The sequence below is a fragment of the Desulfobulbaceae bacterium genome (assembly GCA_013792005.1).
GTDB lineage: Bacteria > Desulfobacterota > Desulfobulbia > Desulfobulbales > VMSU01 > VMSU01.
Genome location: VMSU01000229.1, coordinates 15,626 through 37,100, shown reverse-complemented (window position 1 = coordinate 37,100; position 21,475 = coordinate 15,626). Strand labels below are relative to the sequence as shown.

The 21,475-nt window shown below is 49.7% G+C and carries 15 protein-coding genes; 10 read left to right on the top strand and 5 right to left on the bottom strand.

All coding sequences use genetic code 11. The annotated features are described in order from the left end of the window. Positions 1-16: 16 nt before the first annotated feature. The 5 genes from FP815_14830 to FP815_14810 all read left to right on the top strand — a co-directional run bounded on the left by FP815_14830 (position 17) and on the right by FP815_14810 (position 7,222). On the top strand, positions 17-3,286 hold the full coding sequence (locus FP815_14830; protein MBA3016203.1) for an efflux RND transporter permease subunit: 3,270 nt from the start codon (positions 17-19) through the stop codon (positions 3,284-3,286). Positions 3,287-3,375: 89 nt separating this feature from the next. After that, complete coding sequence (locus FP815_14825; protein MBA3016202.1) at positions 3,376-3,831, top strand: transcriptional repressor; 456 nt, start codon at positions 3,376-3,378, stop codon at positions 3,829-3,831. A 182-nt stretch (positions 3,832-4,013) separates the two neighbouring features. Then, on the top strand, positions 4,014-5,471 hold the full coding sequence (locus tag FP815_14820; GenBank protein MBA3016201.1) for a catalase: 1,458 nt from the start codon (positions 4,014-4,016) through the stop codon (positions 5,469-5,471). 70 nt (positions 5,472-5,541) lie between these two features. Next, on the top strand, positions 5,542-6,051 hold the full coding sequence (locus tag FP815_14815) for an ankyrin repeat domain-containing protein (GenBank protein ID MBA3016200.1): 510 nt from the start codon (positions 5,542-5,544) through the stop codon (positions 6,049-6,051). A gap of 514 nt (positions 6,052-6,565) precedes the next feature. Beyond that, on the top strand, positions 6,566-7,222 hold the full coding sequence (locus tag FP815_14810) for an OmpA family protein (protein ID MBA3016199.1): 657 nt from the start codon (positions 6,566-6,568) through the stop codon (positions 7,220-7,222). Between the two features lie 241 nt (positions 7,223-7,463). On the opposite strand, the gene FP815_14805 is transcribed toward FP815_14810, so the two are convergent. Continuing rightward, a complete protein-coding gene (locus FP815_14805; protein MBA3016198.1) occupies positions 7,464-11,333 on the bottom strand; it encodes a PKD domain-containing protein in 3,870 nt (1,289 codons plus the stop codon). Positions 11,334-11,820: 487 nt separating this feature from the next. On the opposite strand from FP815_14805, the gene FP815_14800 reads away from it, so the two are divergent. Next, a complete protein-coding gene (locus FP815_14800) occupies positions 11,821-12,864 on the top strand; it encodes an NAD(P)-dependent alcohol dehydrogenase (GenBank protein ID MBA3016197.1) in 1,044 nt (347 codons plus the stop codon). Between the two features lie 489 nt (positions 12,865-13,353). Then, the gene (locus tag FP815_14795) at positions 13,354-13,827 is read left to right on the top strand and encodes a hypothetical protein (protein MBA3016196.1); all 474 of its coding nucleotides are present in this window, start codon (positions 13,354-13,356) and stop codon (positions 13,825-13,827) included. 371 nt (positions 13,828-14,198) lie between these two features. Here the strand turns inward: FP815_14795 and FP815_14790 are convergent, their stop codons facing one another. The 4 genes from FP815_14790 to ftsE form a co-directional block, all read right to left on the bottom strand. After that, the gene (locus FP815_14790) at positions 14,199-15,533 is read right to left on the bottom strand and encodes a S41 family peptidase (protein ID MBA3016195.1); all 1,335 of its coding nucleotides are present in this window, start codon (positions 15,531-15,533) and stop codon (positions 14,199-14,201) included. A 326-nt stretch (positions 15,534-15,859) separates the two neighbouring features. After that, positions 15,860-17,104, bottom strand: coding sequence for a peptidoglycan DD-metalloendopeptidase family protein (locus tag FP815_14785; GenBank protein MBA3016194.1), 1,245 nt, complete (start codon positions 17,102-17,104; stop codon positions 15,860-15,862). Continuing rightward, complete coding sequence (locus FP815_14780) at positions 17,104-17,988, bottom strand: ABC transporter permease (GenBank protein MBA3016193.1); 885 nt, start codon at positions 17,986-17,988, stop codon at positions 17,104-17,106. The genes FP815_14785 and FP815_14780 overlap by 1 nt, the downstream gene beginning before the upstream one ends. Positions 17,989-17,997: 9 nt before the next feature. Continuing rightward, entirely contained in the window at positions 17,998-18,738 is a 741-nt protein-coding gene (gene ftsE, locus FP815_14775; GenBank protein ID MBA3016192.1) for a cell division ATP-binding protein FtsE, read from the bottom strand. A gap of 421 nt (positions 18,739-19,159) precedes the next feature. Between ftsE and FP815_14770 the strand changes: the two genes are divergently transcribed. The 3 genes from FP815_14770 to FP815_14760 are packed head-to-tail and all read left to right on the top strand — an operon-like array spanning position 19,160 to position 21,473. Continuing rightward, positions 19,160-20,332: an RtcB family protein gene (locus tag FP815_14770; protein ID MBA3016191.1), complete on the top strand. Its 1,173-nt coding sequence runs from the start codon at positions 19,160-19,162 to the stop codon at positions 20,330-20,332. Positions 20,333-20,389: 57 nt separating this feature from the next. Further along, positions 20,390-20,836 carry a FecR domain-containing protein gene (locus FP815_14765; GenBank protein ID MBA3016190.1) on the top strand — a complete coding sequence of 149 codons (447 nt, stop codon included), beginning with the start codon at positions 20,390-20,392 and terminating at the stop codon, positions 20,834-20,836. A 31-nt stretch (positions 20,837-20,867) separates the two neighbouring features. After that, a complete protein-coding gene (locus FP815_14760) occupies positions 20,868-21,473 on the top strand; it encodes an OmpA family protein (protein MBA3016189.1) in 606 nt (201 codons plus the stop codon). The last annotated feature ends 2 nt before the right edge of the window (positions 21,474-21,475 follow it).

The window sequence follows — 21,475 nt, the reverse complement described above, 5'->3', positions numbered from 1 at the left end:
GTCGGGCAGGCTCTCCTTGATCCAGCGCATTATTAAAGCTTGCGCCAATAATCCGATCATGACCATTCTGGCGGTGGTCTCACTGATGGTAGTGTCGGTTTATACCCTTAAGGTCATTCGTCTCGATGCCCTGCCTGATCTCTCAGATACTCAGGTTATCATTTATTCACGGTGGGACCGTTCGCCTGATATCATCGAAGATCAAGTGACATATCCGATTGTTTCTTCATTGCTTGGTGCCCCTCATGTTAAGGCGATTCGGGGTTTTTCCGATTTTGGTTTTTCATACGTCTACGTAATTTTTGAGGACGGCACTGATATCTACTGGGCTCGGTCTCGGGTTCTGGAATATCTTTCTAAAATCCAATCTCGGTTGCCCCAGGGGGTGCAGACCGAGATTGGGCCAGATGCTACTGGTGTTGGATGGGTGTTTCAATATGCACTGGTCGATAAGTCCGGAACGCATTCGCTTGATGAGTTACGTTCATATCAGGACTGGACTTTGCGCTATGCCATTCAGTCGGTGTCGGGCGTGGCAGAAGTGGCTTCCATTGGTGGATTTCAGAAACAGTATCAGATCACGGTAGATCCTAACCGTCTAGTCGCTTACGGATTGTCACTGGATATGGTGATGGAGGCAGTGCGTAAGTCGAACAACGAGGTTGGCGGGAGACTGCTCGAGTTTGCCGGAACCGAGTATATGGTTCGGGTCAGAGGGTATGCCAGGAACATTGCCGATTTTGACACCATCGTGGTCAAGACCGGAGAGGGAGGCGTGCCGGTTTTACTTAAGGATATCGCCAGGGTGGAGCTGGGGCCTGAAATCCGTCGGGGTGTCTCCGACCTCGATGGTCTTGGGGACCATGTGGGTGGAGTGGTGGTGATGCGCCATGGGGAAAATGCCTTGAATGTCATTAACCGGGTCAAGGCCAAGATCAAGGATCTTGAGTATTCCATGCCCAAAGGGGTTGAGTTCGTCACCACCTATGACCGTTCCGATCTCATTCAACGGGCCCTTGGTACCCTGAAGCACGAATTGATTATGGAAATGATCATCGTCTCCCTGGTGATTCTCGTATTTCTGTGGCATTTCCCGTCAGCCCTGGTACCAATCGTTACCATCCCGATATCGGTTTTGCTCTCTTTTATACCGCTCTATCTTATGGGGGTGACAGTCAATATCATGAGTCTTGCTGGCATTGCCATTTCAATTGGGGTATTGGTGGATGGAGCGATAGTCGAAGTGGAAAACGCTTATAACCGTATCCACCATTGGCAGGAAGGCGGGCGAAAAGGCGATTTTCACAGTGTGCGTCTCGCGGCCCTGATGGAGGTTGGGCCATCAGTTTTTTTCTCTTTGCTCATCATTGCCGTCTCCTTCCTGCCGGTCTTCGTCCTGGTAGATCAGGAGGGACGTCTCTTTAAACCTCTGGCCTATTCCAAGACTTTGGCGATGGCTTTGGCTGCGATTCTCGCTATTACTCTTGACCCAGCCCTCAGAATGCTTTTTGCCCGTATTGATCCTTTTGTTTTTAAACCGCGTTTCCTAGCCAAAATAGCCTCAACTTTTTTGGTGGGCACCTATTTTTCCGAAGAGCGGCATCCGATCAGTCGGGCCATTTTTCGGGTCTATTATCCGGCTTGTCGTTTCGTCCTTCGACACCCCAAGGGGGTGATAGCTGCTGCTTTTGCTCTGGTTCTTATCAGTCTGCCTGTATATTTTAAGCTTGGCAGTGAGTTCATGCCGCCATTGAATGAAGGGGCGATCCTCTATATGCCAACTACGCTGCCTGGAATTTCTGTGGCTGCGGCTCAAGAATTGATGACGACCCAAGACAAGCTTCTAAAAGGATTTCCTGAAGTCGAGAGGGTGTTTGGTAAAGCCGGTCGGGCTGACACCTCGACTGACCCCGCGCCATTTTCGATGATGGAGACTACGGTCATCCTGAAACCTGAGCGTGAGTGGCGCGGTAAGGAACGTTGGTACTCGGAGTGGGCGCCTGACTGGCTTAAAGCCGTATTTCGCACTGTATGGCCGGATCATATCTCGTGGGATGAGTTGGTTGCCGAAATGGACAAGACATTACGTATTCCTGGGGTTACCAACGCTTGGACTATGCCGATTAAGGCTCGTATCGATATGCTCTCAACCGGGATCAGGACTCCGGTCGGGATTAAAATCTATGGCTCCGACCTCAACGCCATTCAACGCATAGGCGAACAATTGGAGAGTATTGTGCGGGAGGTTTCTGGTACTCGAAGTGTTTTTGCCGAGCGGGTGACCGGCGGATATTTCGTGGATTTTGATCTGCGGCGTGATCAGATTGCCCGGTACGGACTTAGCATTGATGAGGTCCAACGGGTGATTCTGACTGCTATTGGTGGCGAGAATATAACTACCACGGTAGAGGGTCGGGAGCGATATCCGGTCAATATTCGTTACCCGCGCGAATTGCGTGAGGATACCGACCGGTTGGGGCGGGTGCTGGTGGCGGCTACTGGTGAGAATGGGATCATTCAGGTGCCATTGGCTCATCTCGCTGAGATCCGTCTGGTTACCGGCCCGGCGATGATTCGTAACGAGAATGGTTTTCTCTCCGGTTATGTCTATGTCGATATAGCCGGTCGTGATGTGGGCAGTTACGTTGAGGAAGCTAAGCAGGCGGTGGCTGATAAGTTGGAGCTTGAGCCAGGCTATGTCCTGCAGTGGAGTGGGCAATACGAGAATATGATCAGGGTACGAGAGAGACTGCAGGTCGTGGTTCCTCTGACGCTGGCCTTGATTTTTGTGTTGCTGTACATCAATACCAAGAGCGCTTTTAAGGCCTCGGTGGTGATGCTTGCCGTTCCCTTTTCGACTATCGGAGCTATTTGGCTCTTCTATTTTCTGGATTATAACGTTTCCATTGCTGCCTGGGTAGGGATGATAGCCCTGCTGGGTCTGGATGCGGAAACAGGGGTGTTTATGCTCCTGTTCCTCGATCTCTCCTATAACGATGCCAAGGCCAAGGGTGCTTTGAAAACTATGGCCGACCTGGATGAGGCCATTCTTCACGGGGCGGTGAAACGGGCTCGGCCCAAAATGATGACCGTTGCCGCGGCTTTCATGGGACTTTTACCGATTATGTGGTCGACATCGGCTGGATCTGATGTCATGAAGCGGATTGCCGCTCCTATGATCGGCGGACTGATTACTTCTTTTGCCTTGGAGCTTTTGGTGTATCCTGCCATTTACAAATTATGGAAGGGGAGGGAGGTTGTTGGGGACAAGCAATACCAAACTTGATTCCCAGTTTTAAAAAGGGCTTGACCATCATCATAATCAGCTATATGTTAGGTGTAAGAATTATTCCTAATTAGCATGAGGGATCAATCTTGAAAAAACAAAGACGGGCTAACCTTGATAAAAAAATACTTGATTTTGAGCAGGCCTGTCGGGGCGCTGGTCTCAAACTTACCCATCAGCGGCTGGAAATATTTCGAGAACTTGCCTCTGCAGAGGATCATCCATCTGCGGAATCACTCCACAAGAGGCTGCAGAAGAGGCTTGCCTTTCTCTCCCTTGATACAGTGTATCGAACGTTAGCAACATTGGAGAAATATCAGCTTATTTCCAAAGTTGAAACGGTTGAGAGCCAGGCCCGTTATGAAGTCGAGATGGACCGACACCATCACGCTATTTGTAGAAAATGTGGGACTATCACTGATTTTAGATGGAATTCATTTGATGAAGATCCACTGCCTGAAACTGTCAAAGATTGGGGATGGATTGAGAAGAAGAATATCACTGTGCACGGGGTTTGTGGAAAGTGTACCCTAACTCCTCCGTAAAGGGGCGAGAATTTTTTTTGTCTTTAGAGTAAGAAATATTCTGATATAGTTATTTAAATTATGTTGATTTCCTAGTAGATAAACCATACTTTGCTGTTGATGTTAATCTATATCATCTGATATGATCATTTTATTAAATGAGTAATGACGAATTTGTCATAATAAAAAAAAGGAGGTTCATAATGGCAAAAAGTAAAACCGTAATGACCACTAGTGGCGGCAATCCCGTTGCTGATAATCAGAACTCGCTCAGCGCAGGCGCTCGCGGCCCCCTGCTGCTTCAGGATTATCAGTTAATCGAAAAGCTTGCCCATCAAAACCGGGAGCGTGTGCCGGAGCGGGTAGTTCATGCCAAAGGCTCAGGGGCCTATGGCACACTTACGATCACCAATGACCTCAGCAAGTATACTAAGGCCAAGCTTTTCTCCCAAAAGGGGAAGGAAACCCCGGTGTTTCTCCGTTTTTCGACTGTTGCCGGAGAACGTGGTGCAGCAGATGCGGAGCGTGATGTACGAGGCTTTGCCTTAAAGTTTTATACAGAGGAAGGGAATTGGGATTTGGTGGGTAACAATACCCCGGTTTTCTTTGTCCGGGACCCACTTAAGTTCCCGGATTTTATCCATACTCAGAAACGTCACCCCCGTACTAACATGCGTAGTGCGACTGCCATGTGGGATTTCTGGTCGCTTTCCCCGGAAAGTCTTCATCAGGTTACCATCCTTTTTTCCGATCGCGGTTTACCTAAAAGTTATCGCCATATTAATGGGTACGGGTCGCATACTTACAGCTTGATCAATGCGGCTGGGGAGCGTTTCTGGGTGAAGTTCCATTTTAAGACCGAGCAAGGGATTCAATGTGTAACCAACCAGGAGGCTGAATCCATTGTCGCCAAGGACCGGGAAAGTAACCAGCGTGATTTGTATGAGTCCATTGAGGGGAAAAATTATCCTCGTTGGAAAGTCCAAGTACAGATCATGCCTGAGAAAGAAGCTGAGACTTACCACCTCAACCCCTTCGATTTGACTAAAGTTTGGCCCCATCAGGATTACCCGGCTATCGATGTGGGCATTCTTGAGTTAAATCGTAATCCGGAGAATTATTTTGCCGAGGTAGAACAATCTTCGTTCAGTCCTTCCAATATCGTGCCTGGCATAAGCTGGTCTCCGGACAAGATGCTTCAGGCCAGGGTATTTTCATATGCCGACGCCCATCGCTATCGGGTCGGTACTCACTACGAGTTGCTGCCGGTGAATCGTCCTTTAAATCAGGTGCACACCTACCACATGGACGGCTCCATGCGATTTGACGCCCCAGGTGGTCCGGATGCCTACTACGAACCCAATAGTTTTGACGGACCGATGGAGGATCAGAGTTTTCTTGAACCACCACTGAAAATTTCAGGCGATGCTGATCACTATAATCACCGTGAGGGTAATGAAGATTATTCTCAGCCAGGCGCGTTATTCAAGCTGATGAGCACTGAGCAAAAAGCACAGCTCTTCGGTAACTTGGCCGAGGCAATGGCCGGAGTGCCTTTGGAGATAGTCACTCGCCAGTTAGGACATTTTCATAAGGCGAATCCAGCGTATGCTGCAGGAGTCGCTGCAGCTTTGGGAGTTAACTGGAATCCAGGCACATAAGAGGATGATGCCAAGCGGCTCATGGGGGAAATCTATGGGCCGCTTGCGATAAGAAAGATATCTTTGAAACATTATGCTTCTCAGCGAATCAGAAGAAAAACGCTATATCGAGCTGCAGTCCCTTGCTCTGGAAAGCGCCCGGTCAGGCGACACGGAACTGCTGATAGGCATGCTACAGGCAGGTATGCCGGTAAACTTAAGTGATGGCAGGGGGAACACTCTGTTGATGCTCGCTGCCTATCACGGACATGAAGAGACGACCCGGATTCTTATGGAGTTTGGTTCGGACCTTGAGCGCCGCAATGACCACGGACAGACACCCTTGGGAGGTGTCGCCTTCAAGGGAAATCTTGCTCTGGCAAGAATACTGGTTGAAGCCGGGGCAAATGTTAATGCCGATAACGGTGGCGGTAAAACTCCGCTGATGTTTGCTGCGATGTTCGGACATCGCGATATTGTTGCCTATCTGCTAGAAAAAGGAGCGGATAGTAACTCTCAGACCCTGTTGGGTATCTCAGCTCAACAGCTTGCCAGGATGACTGGCGCTGTTAGATCACTGGGCTCACTACTTTCGTGGTAGTGTTCTTGTGCATTTCCCGCTTATTTTATGTAGAGCAGCTGTCTCCACTCGTAATGGAGCATGTTTTCGATTAGTTGCATTATGTGAAGTTGCTTTATGATTTGGGGTGTGCTGCCATTTTGTTAAGTCTGCAGATTTAATTGGTGGGTGCTGGCGGAGCGTTGAATTGACGCTATAGTATCTCATGAGGGTAATTGATACTCACCTTGCTCAGTATTCTATATGGACGGTGCATGTCGAGTGCAGGATAAATAGTCGATCTTTTGTAGAATCAGGGTATCGACTGAGTTAATTACTAGGAAAGTTATTGACTTTTGCAACGAGTTCGAATTAACGTTGCTTTAATCGACAGCTATCTAGACTGATACAGAGGTATCACTGGTTGTCGTAATTTCGACCTTTTTAACAGATGCTATTTTTGACATCACTAAAAGGATCAATATCGTGCGTTGCATAGACCTGGTGATTGTGCTGGTCTTTGCGGCGGACACCAAAAACATAATGAGGTAGACAAGTGAAAAAAACGATCATTATTTCAGTTGGATTAACGCTGCTCTTTTCTGGTTGCGTGCCTCAAACCAATACACAGAAAGGTGGCATGTACGGGGCTGCGGGCGGGGCCGCAGTTGGAGCAGGTGTTGGCCAACTGGCAGGCAGAGACACCAAGGCAACCCTGGTTGGCGCAGCTATCGGCGCAGCTATCGGTGGACTGGGTGGGGCAGGTTATGGCCGCATGATGGACAACCAGGAGAGGGATATGCGGCAGGCAATCGGCCAATCGGAAGCGGCTACAATTCAGCGTCAAGGTGATTTGTTGGCTATCAGCCTTAAGGGAGATGTAACCTTTGATACTAATTCATCGGCAGTTCGATCTGGACTCTACTCAGAAATTGACCGAATCGCCAATGTTCTGCAAAATTACCCAGACACTGTCGTTATGATTGAAGGTCATACCGATTCTCGCGGCTCTGACTCAGCTAACATGGAGCTTTCTCAACGTAGGGCTGAGTCCGTCAAATCGCTTTTCATCGACAGGGGGATAGTTCCGAGTCGAATCGAGGTTCAAGCCTTTGGTGAGTCTAAGCCAATCGCTACCAATGACACCGAGTCAGGTCGTCAGATGAACCGCAGAGTGGAAATAAAAATTGCCCCCAACGCTCCGCAAGCTTAGGGCGGGGCTGGAACCAATACTGTGCAACGGCGGTGATTTGATCTTCGATCAGAGGTTGGTCGGAGTTGGTTTTGTAAGGTTGTTTATCTTTACTTGACCATCTCAATCAATAATGTTCCGGCAGTGTTGAGTCAATCTGATTGCACGTCAGTTTGAAATGTCGTCCTCTGGCCTGGTTATCAGCTCGTGGCAGAAAACGATGAGTTTATCAGCCGTCGACACCGTGCATTTGATGCCCCTCTTATTGGATGTTGAGAGTATAGTCCTCGACCTCGCCGTAGTTAAAGGTGCCGCATGCCGGTGGATAGTTGTTGTAGCGCATGGCAGTTCGAAGGCGCGTGGCCCCTGTGATGGCATCGGCCGGGATCGTGATCATGCCAATGACCGAAGCCTTGCCTGTGCCTTCGAACAGCAGCTCACCTGAATCGTTAAAATCGCCGTCATGGTTTAAGTCTGCCCAGAGACGCCAGTATTCAGAAAAAGGAGAATTGGCAAAACCAGGTGTCATTTTAATCGTCATGGATGCCCCCTTCTGGATATTGATTATCAGCTCCGTGAAATTCGAATACCCGCCTGGACCTGACGTTTTGGTCTGCAGTCCCGCCTCCACTTGAGCGATCCACTCATAGGTTTGGGTGTTTCCCTTGGTCTCACAGTAATTTAATCCTCCTTCGCCCACCGTGACTAACTGGGTTGCGGAGCCTGTCAGGCCATTGCCATCGGTCACCGTCAGGGTCACGGCATAGGTGCCTGCGATCACATAGGTATGAATCGGATGTTGGTCACTGGATTGGCTGACGTCGCCAAAATCCCAGTGTCGTTCGACAATATCGCCGCTGCTCATATCAGTGAAGCTGGCTGTGAGCCCCTCAACCGTGTGGCTGAAGGCAGTCTGTGGTCCGATGTTACTACTACTGATCTGGAGGGTGTAATCTTCCACCTCACCGTAGGAGAAGGTGCCGCACGAACTGGGATACAAGCCGTATCGCATTGATACCCGCAGTCTGGTGGTGCCGACCGCTACTGTTGGTGGGAGGGTGATTGTGCTGTTGACTACTGTCCCTCCTGTGCCATGAAACAATAATTCGTCAGCATCGTCGAAATCGCCATCCTGATTCAAATCGGCCCAAACCCGCCAGAATTCTTTATATGGTGTACCGGTAAATCCCTGGGTTAGAGACAACGTTGTCGGAATTTCCTTTTGCACCGTGAAGATTTGATTTGTGAAGTCAGAATACCCGGCAGCGCCGGAATTTTTGGCATAGGCTCCTACCGTGACCTGGGTGATCCATTCAAAGCTCTGACTGTTGCCCATGCTGGAACAGTAGGTCGCCTTGTCACTCACGGTCACCAGTTTGGCGACGCTGTCAGTCAGTCCGTACTTATCCGTCACTGTCAGGGTCACTGTGAAGGTGCCGGTAGCCGCATAGGGGTAGACTGGATGTTGCTCGAATGATTGGCCGCCATCACCAAAATCCCAGTGCCAGTCAACGATGGTGCTGGTAGGGGCCGTGCTCTGGTCGGTGAAGGTCACGGTCAACTTGGCCGCTGCGGAATGGAAGTTCGCACTCGGGCCGGACAGGGTCAGCGATTGGTCTTCACTGCCTGTCAGCCCGCTACTGTCGGTTATTGTCAGGGTGACCTGGTAGGTGCCGGGAGAGGCATAGGTGTGCTGGGGATGCTGCTCGCTGGACTGGTCGCCGTCACCAAAATCCCAGTGCCAGCTCTCAATGTTGCCAGCTGGGTTGATGCTTGAATCGGTAAAGCTCACAGTCAGTCCGCTTACGGAATAGCTGAACGCTGCCTGCGGCGTCGGGTTGCCTGTCCCGATGAATAAGGTATAGTCTTCCACCTCACCGTAGTTGAAATTGCCGCAAGGTTCAGGGTATCCACCATATTTCATCCCTGTCCGCAGTCGGGTTGCTCCGTCAATTGCGGCAATCGGGATGGTGATAGTGCCTTTGACCGCCCCGGTGCCGTTGCCTTCGAACAACTTCTCCCCAACATCCTCAAAATCCCCGTCACGGTTTAAATCCGCCCAAATGCGCCAGTATTCCTTAAATGCGGCAGAGGAAAAACCAGGGGTCAGGTTCACCTCAGTTGTGGTATCTTTTTGTAATTCGATGACCTCTGAAGCGAAATCAGAATAACCGCTGGGGCCAGAGGAGTGGGTAAAGTTCTCCACCGTCAACGTCTTGATCCATTCATAGGATTGTTTATAGCCTCCGGTTTCGCAATAGTCCAGTACCATTCCTGCCTGGACGATATTGCTTACGCTGGCTGTTCCGCCGACACTATCGGTCACGGTTAGGGTGGCAGTGTAACTCCCTTCCGTCCCATAGGTGTGGGACGGATTTTGATCGGCAGAGGTTTGGCCATCGCCAAAATCCCATTGCCAGTCAACAATGGTGCAGTTTGAGCAGGTGCTGGCATCGGTAAAATTAACCGTCAACTGGTCCGTGTAGGTCGAAAAAACAGCATTCAACCCCTGTGGGACATCGATGTAAATGTCAACAGCAGCAAAGGCATTTTGGACATCCTTGGAGGAGTATCCGAGACTGATGGCCGCGTCCCGAACTCCCTCGGCACCTTGAAAAAAATTGGTGCTGGGCTCCCAGTAGTCTTGGTTGGCCTTGACGAAAACCGCAAATGCCTTGCGGGTGTCCCAGCCAGGAGTGGTGGCCAGCAGATAAAAGGCCTTGTTAAAAACACCACTGCTGTAATGGACATTCATCTCGTTTACATAGGCATTGGCGCTGTCGATGGACTTGCCGTCTTCTGGTGGATTATCCATGTAACGCAACGCTCCGGGGCCCTTGCGAATATCATTGGCCACCAAAAAATCGTTGGTCCCCTTTAAGTAAAATTCGGCCGCTTCGCCGGCTATATCGGAAAAGGCCTCATTGATCCCACCCGACTCTCCGGAATATATCAGATCGGAATGTTGTTCAGTGAAACCATGGCTGATCTCATGGGATATTACATTCAGGCCAACCAGCGGGTAGTAATTATACCATCCATCGCCAATAGAGACTGAAGAGCCATCCCAGAAGGCATTGTCATAGTTGTTGCTGTAATGGACCCCTATCACGATCTGGAAGTTGAGCGGCGTGATCTTGAACCAGTTTTTGTACATGTCATGCACTGTGGTTGCCATGAAGTGAGCGTCATTGATGGGTGAGTAAGCGCCATTGATAGTCTTGAAGGTGTTTTCATAGCAGGCGTATGTATAGGCTGTTGAGCCAGAAGAGTTGTGATTCAGGTTGACTGTTTTGACCTTGGCGATGTTCATCGTGCACTGCCCCCCGACAGCGAAGACTTCAAGAGGGGGAAATTCCTGCCCGTAATGATACAAGCCTATTTTTTCATTACCGCCAGGACCGGTTCCGTTGGCATGGGTCAATCCGTCAAATTCTGAGATGATCTCGCCGGTTGCGGCATTAAGGAGGATGACAGGACGCGATGGGTGTCCACCCATCTCTGTATCAGCAACAAAAGAGATTAGGTAGCAGATGCGAGCCAGATTGTCCCCGTCGAGGGAGATTACGGTTTTGTTGACTTCATTCTTAAATATCCACGACAGGCCCGGTGATGAACTGTTGGCGATATGTCGTTGTTTCATTTGTTCCAAGGCGGCTTGGGAGGTCAAGGTAGAAGGCGCCAGGGATGGACTTGTGAGGTCAGCGGCGATTTCCGCCACTTTAGTCCCATGGATGCTGATGACTTGGTCAGCTACATTTCTGACGACGATGATATGATGGCCCCAAATAGGGATGCCGTTGAATAGTTGACGATACCGGCTGTGGGTGATACCGCTTTCGTCTGTTCTTTGCCCCAGGAGTTGCAATCCTTCTTGCGGGGTCAGTCCAAGTGTGGATTCCAGGCTCTGGATCGAAAGAGTTTGGACCTGTTTGGCTTGAGCCTGTATCTGCATGGCATTGGGCAGATAAATTTTTGTTGCTGCGAACCCCTCTGCTAATAGGATCAAATGGAATAATAGTGACAGGATACCGATTATGGGTGTTTTTTTCATACCCTTTCCTCCCTTACCTTTGGGGATACTGTAATGGGTGATGATTAAGCCTTGTCTGTCTGTTGTCTCTGTCTTCATAGACGGATAATTCTCTGGACAATTTCTTAAGATGTCGTCTTCTGTTATTATACTCAGAGCCTGTGTGTCATGTCCTGGTGGTGGTTTGAGGTGTAGGATGGGATGTTTTGTGCATGGATGGTTTCCCAGTCAATGACAAGTGAGTGGTGTTGAGCTCATCCAGGTTAACCCTGGATCTGTCTTTTAGAGAAATGAAAGAGTTGTATGAAGAAAAATAACGTTAGTTCAATTTGACTAACCTCTATTTATACTCTTGAAAAACTAATTATAATTTTATTATAATACCATAAAAAAATATCAGAACACTGTGTGGAAGTCAATTTTTTTCGGGTTATCATGTTTGGAACAAGGACATGTCGTGCAGTGTAGGGAGTTAGGTAGTCGATAACAGAAAGAAAAGAGGTTGTTCGGGTCCAGGTGTCAATTGGCCTGGTGGGCTGAAAATATGATACTCAGTAATTATGTCATTTAACCAAGGAGGTTCAACATGCACACCATTTCATCGTATGCCGCCATGACAGCAAAATCAGCCCTGATTCCTCATGCCATTGAGCGTCGAGAACCTGGTCCACACGATGTTTTGATCGACATTCTCTACTGTGGTATTTGCCATTCTGATATTCATCAAGCCAGAGATGAATGGGGTGGATCTATTTTTCCGATGGTTCCAGGCCATGAAATTGTGGGAAAAGTAGCCAAGGTGGGTACCCAGGTTAATAGGTGGCAGGTGGGTGATAGAGTAGGGGTGGGATGCTTCGTTGATTCTTGTCGCGAATGTGATGCCTGCAGGGAGGGTGAAGAGCAATTCTGTGAGCACGGGACGAGTTTTACTTATAATTGTTATGAACGTGATGGCAAGACCCCAACGTATGGTGGTTACTCGACTCGTATTACGGTGAATGAAGATTACGTCCTGCGTATTCCACCAGGAATGCCACTTGAACGTGTTGCTCCTCTCCTCTGTGCTGGGATCACCACATATTCTCCTCTAAGACAATACGCTATCAAGACTGGAGACCAAGTTGCCATTGTGGGACTCGGTGGACTTGGTCACATAGGAGTAAAAATAGCTAAGGCGATGGGGGCTACGGTCACTGTTCTCAGCCATTCTGCCAATAAAAAAGCTGATGCCAGAGCCCTTGGCGCAGATGATTTTGTTGTTACCAGTAATCCTATAGCATTTAAGGAAAATTCAAAAAAATTTGATTTTATCTTGGACACGGTGTCGGCTCAGCATGACTACAACGCTTACCTTGAACTGTTGAAACGTGACAGGACAATGGTTCTGGTTGGCATACCCGATCCTATTCCCCTTTCTGCCGCGCCACTGGTCATGCAGCGAAGGCATCTTGCAGGGTCACTCATTGGTGGAATTCGTGAGACCCAGGAGATGCTTGATTTTTGTGCTGAACATAGTGTGTTTTCTGATGTTGAGGTGATCCCGATCCAAAAAGTCAATGAGGCTTACGAGCGAGTGATCAAAAGTGATGTGCGCTACAGGTTCGTCATTGATATGGCAAGCCTCAAATAGGGGTCTGGTTGCGCTAGTGGGGGTTGGTTTTTTGTTACAGGTTGCAGGTATGCAATAATGCAACGCTTTAAATTGCATTATTGCAATATTAATTAACCATTCCGTTGATTCTGGCCTCTTTTGCAAAACAATCAACGGTATGTTTTACTGTTCCCAGCAGGTAATTTCTGCTGCTGCATTAGCTGAGGTGAATTTTTTGCTTTTTTCCACTCAATTATATTCAATGACATTGTTGTTATTTCTGTGAAGGCAGCAAACCTGGGAAGATGGCTGTCTCGTAGGGTTTCCCGCCATGGCGATGATAACGTTCATAGAAGAGTAAGTCTTTTTCCCAATGGATTGCCACTGCATGGCAATCAGGATTTATTCTGCCCAAATACTTTTTATTCTATGCTTGGCATCATGATTGCTATGTTAATAGGCAAGAGACAATAAAGAAGGGATCCTAAAGATGGGAAAAGGAACCAAGCAAACCTAAGGAGGTGCGCCATGAACACTAACAAAACAACCCAAAAGTTAAGTGCAGAGAAGAAGACAGCGTTGTGTATCGTGATGTCAATGTTCTACTTCGCAATGTTAGCCTATCCATTTGGTGTCAGCGTTGAGGGATATGTCTGGCAGAAGGTTCTTATTGCTGCAGTAATTTTCTTTGCCATTTCCATCCCCGCCTGGATTATTAATCTGAAAAGGGAGTTTTATGACGTTCAGAAAGCTGAAGGAACGGTTGGCGAACTTCTTGAGAATGAAATTGATGTTAACGCCCATGAAAATACGGCTAAAATCAGCCGGATTGGCGAACTCGCACGAGCACAGAGATGGTTAACCCTTGAAGACACGGCGCAAATTCTTTTCTGCCAGAATGGTGAAACTGGCAGTAAGTTTGGGCAGGTTGCCATAAAAAGGAATTACCTGACCCCTCAGCAGGTCGAGAGCTTATTGGCCATGCAGACTTCGAGATCTTAAGATCTGAATTTTCAACCTGGATATTCAATCTGAAAACAGCTGGACAAACTACGGATAGATTAAAAGCTATCCACTAAAAAAACCTTCCTTCCTGATACTGGTGTTTCGATTCACCAAACAACGGTATCAGGAAGGACTGGGACATGCGCTGCACCAGCTAATCAGTTATTCCTCGAGATCAATTCCGAAGACAATTTTTCCCTCTCAAAAACACTCTCGTTTCTCAAATAGTGCGGGTATCATTACTGTCTCGACTCAAACGAGGAATAGCGTCCTCCGGATACCCCTCCATATACCCCTCCATCATACCTATACCAAGCAGCAACATGAGGCGTCAAAAAAAGGTTAGGACTCATTGGCCCTGGATCAGGTTATTTTTTCAGCAGGCCAAAAATGCTCTCTCCTTTTAACAGCATGAGGGAGGTCTGTAATTGATTGTCATCCTTCATCCGCGTATCTTCCTCAGTATCTTTTTCCTTCTTGTCGTTTTTGGGGTCCTTCTCTTTTTTGTCTTCGCCCTGTAGCTCATTGCCGTTTTTGATGTGGTGACTCAAGTCCTTTTCCTTGATCATGCCTGATGGAAGGATGCTATTGTTTTCGTCGCTAACAGTCTGGAGGGGGATGACCAGGTTCGGGGTGATTCCTTTGGCTTGGATCGACGTTCCGTTCGGGGTGTAGTAGCGGGCGGTGGTGACCCTGAGTCCTGCCCCGTTGTTTAAAGGGAAGATGGTTTGTACCGAGCCTTTGCCAAAGGTTTGTTCCCCTAAGATCAAGGCCCTTTTGTGGTCCTGGAGGGCGCCGGCCACGATCTCTGATGCCGAGGCGCTGCCTCCGTTGACTAGTACGATCATAGGGAAATCATAGTGTGGGCCGCCGGAGTGGGCCTTATATTCCATGCTTTGTTCCGAGAGCCGACCCTTGGTGTATACGATCAGGCCCGAATCGAGGAAGAGGTCGGAGACATTGACCGCCTGGTCCAATAAGCCCCCTGGGTTATTCCTGAGATCGAGGACAAGCCCCAAGATTGGCCCTTTCTCTATCATCTTGTTGAGTTCGGTCCGGAGGTCTGAGGTGGTTTTGGCCTGGAAATTGGTGATTCGGATATAGGTATAGCCTGGCTCCAGGAGTTTGGTCTTGACGCTGTAGATAGGGATATCGTCGCGGGTGAGGGTAATTTCCTGCAGTTCTGTCCAGCCTTTGCGGAGGATAGCGATGGTAACCGCACTGCCTTTTGGTCCTCGGAGTAATTCGACGGCCTCAATAAGGCTCATATCCTTGGTAAATTGACTATCTATCTTGATGATCCGGTCACCGGCTTGTATCCCTTTTTTAAAGGCCGGGGTGCCCTCGATAGGCGAGACCACAACCAGCGCCCCGTCCTTTTGGGTGATTTCGATACCGATGCCACTGAAGCTTCCCTTGGTCTCTATCTGCAAGTCTTTGAAGCTCTCAGGCTTCATGTAGGAGGAGTGGGGATCAAGGACATCAAGCATCCCTTTGATGGCGCCCTGGACCACCTCGTCGGTTTTGATCTCCTCGACATAATTATTCTCCAGGATACTGAGGACATTGGCAAAAGTTTCGAGGCTTTTGTAGGTATCCTGTTCTTTGGCCTGACTTAAGGATGCGCTGAGACACAGCATGGCTACGCCAAGCACAAGAAGTTTACGATGTAGCGAGAGGGAACGGGTTGTATGGTTTGACATGGTATCCTTTATCATTAATGGCAGGGGTGTGTTGTTTGAGACTTAGGCTTCTGACGGGTCCGTGGCAGGTGGAGGTGCTTTGGCGCCCTGATTGCCGTAATTTTATGCAACCGTTCACCAGGGGCGCCCGGTAAACGTTTACAGTCTGGTGAAATCCGCACGTTCAACGCTTCTGGTGAACGATTATGAAACTACAGGTACCCCCGGAACTGTAAACGTCCACATTTTTATCATACCACGCTCTCTTGCTGTGAACAACTGGATCATCATTAATACGTAATTATGATGCCTGAAAAAGAACAGGCTGCTTATGAATTTCTTTGGGCTCATCGGACTATCTCAAGTTGGCTGGTGTCGAGCCAGGGGAGCGGATCTTCCGGGGTGGAACCGTGGCGGATCTCTACGTGGAGACCGGGGGTGATCAGTCCAGGAGCCTGGTCAAAGACGCCGATGACATCACCGGTGCTGACGATGTCATCCTTGGCCCTGCTTAGTGAGGCCAAGCCGGAGGTCAGGGTGTAGTATTGGGAGTCGTGGTCGATGATGATCAGGTTGCCGTATCCGGGCATGGTGTCGGCGAAGATAACTCGACCGCTGTGCATAGCCGTGACCGGGGTTCCTGGCGGCACATCAATGTCAATGCCGTCGGAGCGAAGTCCGTTGCCGAAAGGGTCTTGGTAGGGGCCGAATACTCTGGTGATCTGGCCGATTGCCGGAGGAGGCATTCGGCCCTTGTCGGCTAGGAATCCAGTGTTCACTGGTCGGGTGGGCTTGGTTTTAGGCAATTGCCGGGACTTTTTCTGCCGGGCAGCCTTAAGTTCGCGAGCCCGTTCCTGTTCAATGGTCGTGGTCAGTTTGGTTGCGGCGTCCTGGAGCGCTTGAGTGGCCTGGCGGTGGAGTTCTACTTCCGTGCGAACTTGTGCTAGCAGTTGGTCCCGTTCCTCACGGCTGGCACGCAGGGACTTTTCTCCTTCTTCGGCTTGGGTGATGAGAGCTTCCAGGTCGGCCTTGGCCTTGGCCAAGGCCTCTTTGGCTTGAGCCAACAGCTCGATTTGACGCTTGAATTCGTCAGTTACCTGCTTGTCGTATTTGAATAGCGCTTGGACGTATTCCTGTAGGTTCAGTAAATCGCCAAGATCTGAAGCCGAGAATAACGCATTGATAATACCTACTTCGCCAGACTGGTAAAGCCCAGCGAGTCGTTTCTTGATGTGAGCGGCTCGAACATCTTTTTCGGCCACTATCAGGTTGATTTCATCTTCCTTGTTGCTGATGGCTTCTTCTTGTCGCCTCGATTTTTCCTGTAACTCTTGAAGATTCTTTTGCCCTTTGGCGATCTGGCTGTCGATGCGATGCATCTCTTGTTCAAGATTTAAGGCTTTGATGTGTGATTCTTTGATTTTTTCGTGGTGGGAGTCGAGTTGTTCTTCAACCTGTCTCAGGCGATCATTACTGGATGGTCTATTTTGCTCGGCTAGCGCCGGGATTGGCGGGATTAGGGCAAGAGTCCCGATAGCGACAATGAGGAAATTACGGATCTTCGATCCGGGGCAGGCGAGGTGCATCGGCATCAGATACGCAGGAATTTGCGGATTGAGATAAGGCTACCCAGGGTGCAGAGGATGATACTGACCACAAAAATCAAAGCGACAGCTTCTCCAGGGAGAAAGGAGAAGGTGATCATGTTAAGGGCGGTTTGGCCATGGAAGTGATCTTGGACCCAGGAGAATAGTCCGTATAGGCACAAGAGTCCGACACCTGAGCCAAGCGCTCCTTGGAGGAGTCCTTCCAAAAAAAGCGGGGTCTTGATGTAAGCCGAGTCAGCGCCCAGCAGGCGCAGAATTTCGAGTTCGGCCTGTCTGGTTACCACCGTAAGCCGGATGGTGCTTGAAACCATGAAGGTTGAGGTAAGGACCAAGAGTCCGCCGCTGAGATACACGATCAAGCGGACCAGTTGGGTTAAGCTTGCCAGCCGTTCAATCCACTCTCTGCCGTATTGGACCTTCTTGGCTTTGGGCAGGGTTGCCAGAAAGTCTGAAAACTCTTTGATCTGGGTCAGCGCTGTTAAGCTTCGTGAAGGGTGGACTTCGATGGACGGCGGGAGGAAATCGGGTGTGAGATCGGCAAGTAGGTCACGGTCTGCTCCAAGGTGTCGACCTAACTGCTCGAAGGCCTCTGTTCGTGATTTGAAAACTACTGAATTAACCGGAGTAAAACTTCTGATTTGTTTTTCGATCAGTGGTTTTTCTGTGGCGGTGGGTTCTTCTTCGAGATAGACGATAATCTTGATGAACTCTCCAAGCTGGATGCCTGTCTTTTGCAGGTTGATAAACACCAGGAAGAAGAAAGAGAAGATCAGCACCGACAGGCTGACAGTTGCCATGGTCATGATTTGCGAACCGAAGGTCTGGCTGAGGTTGCGGACGGTTTGGCTGATGATCGAACGGGTCTTCATGACTTATGCTTAGGGTCTGTTCAGTGGAGTTGGTTTCAGCGTGGCAGAGGCTGGGTGGTTAACAGGGGGGGATGATTTGATTCTGCCCTGAGTTAACTCGAGAACATGGTGATTGGTGTTTTGATAGAGAGAGTGGTCATGAGTCGCAATGACCAGTGTGGTTCCGGCCCGGCGTAGTTGGTCAAAAAGATCCATCACCAGTTTGGTGGTCGTTTGGTCAAGGTTACCAGTTGGCTCATCCGCCAGCAGAAGCGGTGGGTAATTGGCAGCGGCACGGGCGATGGCTACCCGTTGTTGTTCCCCGCGTGATAGTTTTTCGAGTCGGACATCTCGTTTTGCAGAGAGGTTCAGGGAGTCCAACAGGTAGTTGACCCGGTCGCGGATGGTCTTCTTGGGGGTGTAGGTGACCTCCAAGGGCATGGCGATATTGTCGGCTACTGACTGTTTTGGGAGGAGCTTGAAATCTTGAAACGAGACCCCCATCTGCCGCCGGAGGTTTTGAAGTTGGGAGGGGGAGATCTTGTCGAGATCGTGGCCAGCGACGAGAATCACACCCTGGCTGGGGCGTTCAATGGCTGAGATCAACTTGAGCATGCTGCTTTTGCCCGCGCCGCTCATGCCGGTAATAAACAGGGTCTCTCCGGGCTGAACCGTGAACGAAACGTTGCGGAGAGCGATGACGTCAGGCGGGTAGATTTTGCTGACTTTGGAGAAATCGATAATTGGTGATTGCGGGAGAATTCGTTCCATGTCGTCTGCTGGTGGAGAGAGGGAACATCAATATGATAATAATTTTACTACCATACCCTGTCCAACGTGTGGCGTAAACTGATAACCGGCTACATTTAGCAATTATTTCTGGTTTGGAGGACTGCCTGACCAAGATATAAATCTACTGCGCGATCCTCTCGACCCGATTGTGCCACCAAGTTGTGATGGCGCAGGGGGCGGTTAAGGAAACACTTGTAACGTATCATTAGGTGAAGTAGACTTTTTATAGTGAGGGAATAAAGAGGTGTCAGTGTCTTTTTGCTGGCCCATAATTTTCTCTGGAGTGGCTTGCATCTGGCCGGATTTCTTCCAAAACCTGCGGGAATGATGAAATACAACATTATTTCTCTCTCTGGGGCGATGTGACGACATCTGACTTAGAGATGAAGTGGGGATGAGTATGAAAAAAACCATTAAAACAGAGAAACATCCGATCAAACTTTGGTTGGATGATATTGAAGCCGGTGCCCTTGAGCAGGCCAGAAACTTGGCTAATCTTCCCTTTGTCTTTCGGCATGTGGCGATTATGCCTGATGCCCACTTAGGGTATGGAATGCCAATTGGCGGTGTGATGGCGACCGAGGGAACTGTGATCCCCAATGCGGTGGGAGTTGATATCGGTTGTGGGATGTGTGCGGTCAGGACTTCATTGACTAATATCTCCACCGAGAAATTACGCGCGGTGCTCAGTTTGATTCGGAGTTCCGTCCCACTTGGTTTCGCGCATCACAAAGAGGGGCAGGACCCGGCCCTGATGCCGAAGACCAAAGGGTACACAGTGGATGATATGCCGATCATCTCCCAGGAGTACCGGAGCGCTCTGCGGCAGTTAGGCACCTTGGGCGGGGGGAATCATTTTATCGAGATCCAGAAGGGCAGCGATGGTCATATCTGGTTGATGGTCCATTCCGGCAGCCGGAATCTGGGCTTCAAGGTGGCTCACTATTACAATAAGCTGGCTGGGGAGTTGAACCGAAAATGGGGCTCTCAAATCCCTCCTAAGTGGCAGCTTGATTTTCTGCCACTGGATAGCAAGCCGGGTCAGACGTATTTGAAAGAGATGCGCTATTGCGTCGATTTTGCCTATGCCAACCGGCAACTGATGATGGAGAGGATTAAGGATGCCTTGGCCGCAGTGCTGGTGCCGATTACTTTTGAACCATTGATTAATATTGCCCATAATTACGCAGCAGAGGAAGAGCATTTTTCCAAGCGTGTTGTGGTTCATCGTAAGGGGGCAACCAGCGCTCTCCCCGGTGAAGTCGGGATCATTCCCGGTTCACAAGGGACGCCAAGTTATATCGTCAAGGGTTTGGGTAACGCGGAAAGCTTTGCCTCGTGTGCTCATGGTGCAGGGAGGAAGATGGGTCGGAAGCAGGCCCAGCGTCAGTTGGACCTTCAGCAGGAGCAGAAACGGCTGGAGGACCAGGGGATCATCCATGCCATCCGTCATACCTCGGATCTGGAGGAGGCGGCAGGGGCCTATAAAGATATTGATGAGGTGATTGATAATCAGCTTGATTTGATTGAAGTTATTGTCGAGTTACGACCTTTGGCGGTGATCAAAGGATGATGGTTTAGCAACGTTAATTCTGTTCAAGGGATTGTTTTTTTAATGAAAGGGGGGGATATGAAGGTAAAACTTTGTGGTCTGTTGTTGGTTATTTTCTTTTATGCTCCTCAGGCCTACGCAGAGACTGGCGTTAGGATCGGCCTGATTCAGACTTTGAAGGGGTCGGCTACCATTCAGCGTGGCGGTCAGGCGCTGGCTGCTGCCCCAGGCGGGGAGGTGTATCGTGGTGACCTGATCCAAACGGCCAAAGGCAGCGCGATGGGTGTCGTTTTGGAGGATGATACCACCATCTCAATGGGGGCTGAGAGTGAATTCATCATCACGGAGTGCGACTTTTTCCCTAAAGAGGGCAGATTCTCTCTGGTGTTGCGGATGCTGAAAGGCACATTTTCTTATATTTCCGGAATAATGGCTAAACTTGCCCCAGAGGCTGTGCGTTTGGAAATTCCCGATGGCACTATAGCTGTACGTGGGACAAAACTTCTGGTTGATGTTAGGGAATAACCCGTTACCCGAATCCTAAAGGAGACTCTCCATGCGATACCTTACAGGCGGCCTGCTGGCCATGATGCTTATGTTGTCGGTGCTTACCGGCTGTGCAACCAAACATGCTGTTGTCCTTGTGGCTGATCCTGACGGTCATGTCGGCAAGGCGGAGGTGATCACCGAAGGCGGGGCGCAGCGTCTTGAAAAAGCAAGGGATGTGACCCATCTTGCCGGCAAGTCGGCCCCTCCTTCGCCGGTGGCTACGGCGGATCCTAAGTACATTGAAACGACCTTCGGTGAGGCGCTGGGGGTGGAGCCGCTGCCGTCGGAAAAATTTACTCTTCTCTTTGAGACCGGCGGCGCAGCTCTTGCCGCCGAGTCTCAGTCCGCGATTGCCGATATTGTGGCGGCGATCAAGCGGCGAGGCGCCATCAGCGTTAGAATCAGCGGTCATAGTGATTCGGTGGGCTCGATTCAGATTAATGACGCTATCTCCCTGGAGCGTGCTACCCGGGTTAAGGATCTGCTGGTGGCAGATGGGGTTGATTCCTCGATCGTGGAGGTATCTTCTCACGGTAAGGGGAATCCTCTGATTCTGGTGCCGGACGGGGTTGCTGAGCCCAGAAATCGTCGGGTAGAGGTCATTGCCCGTTAGGC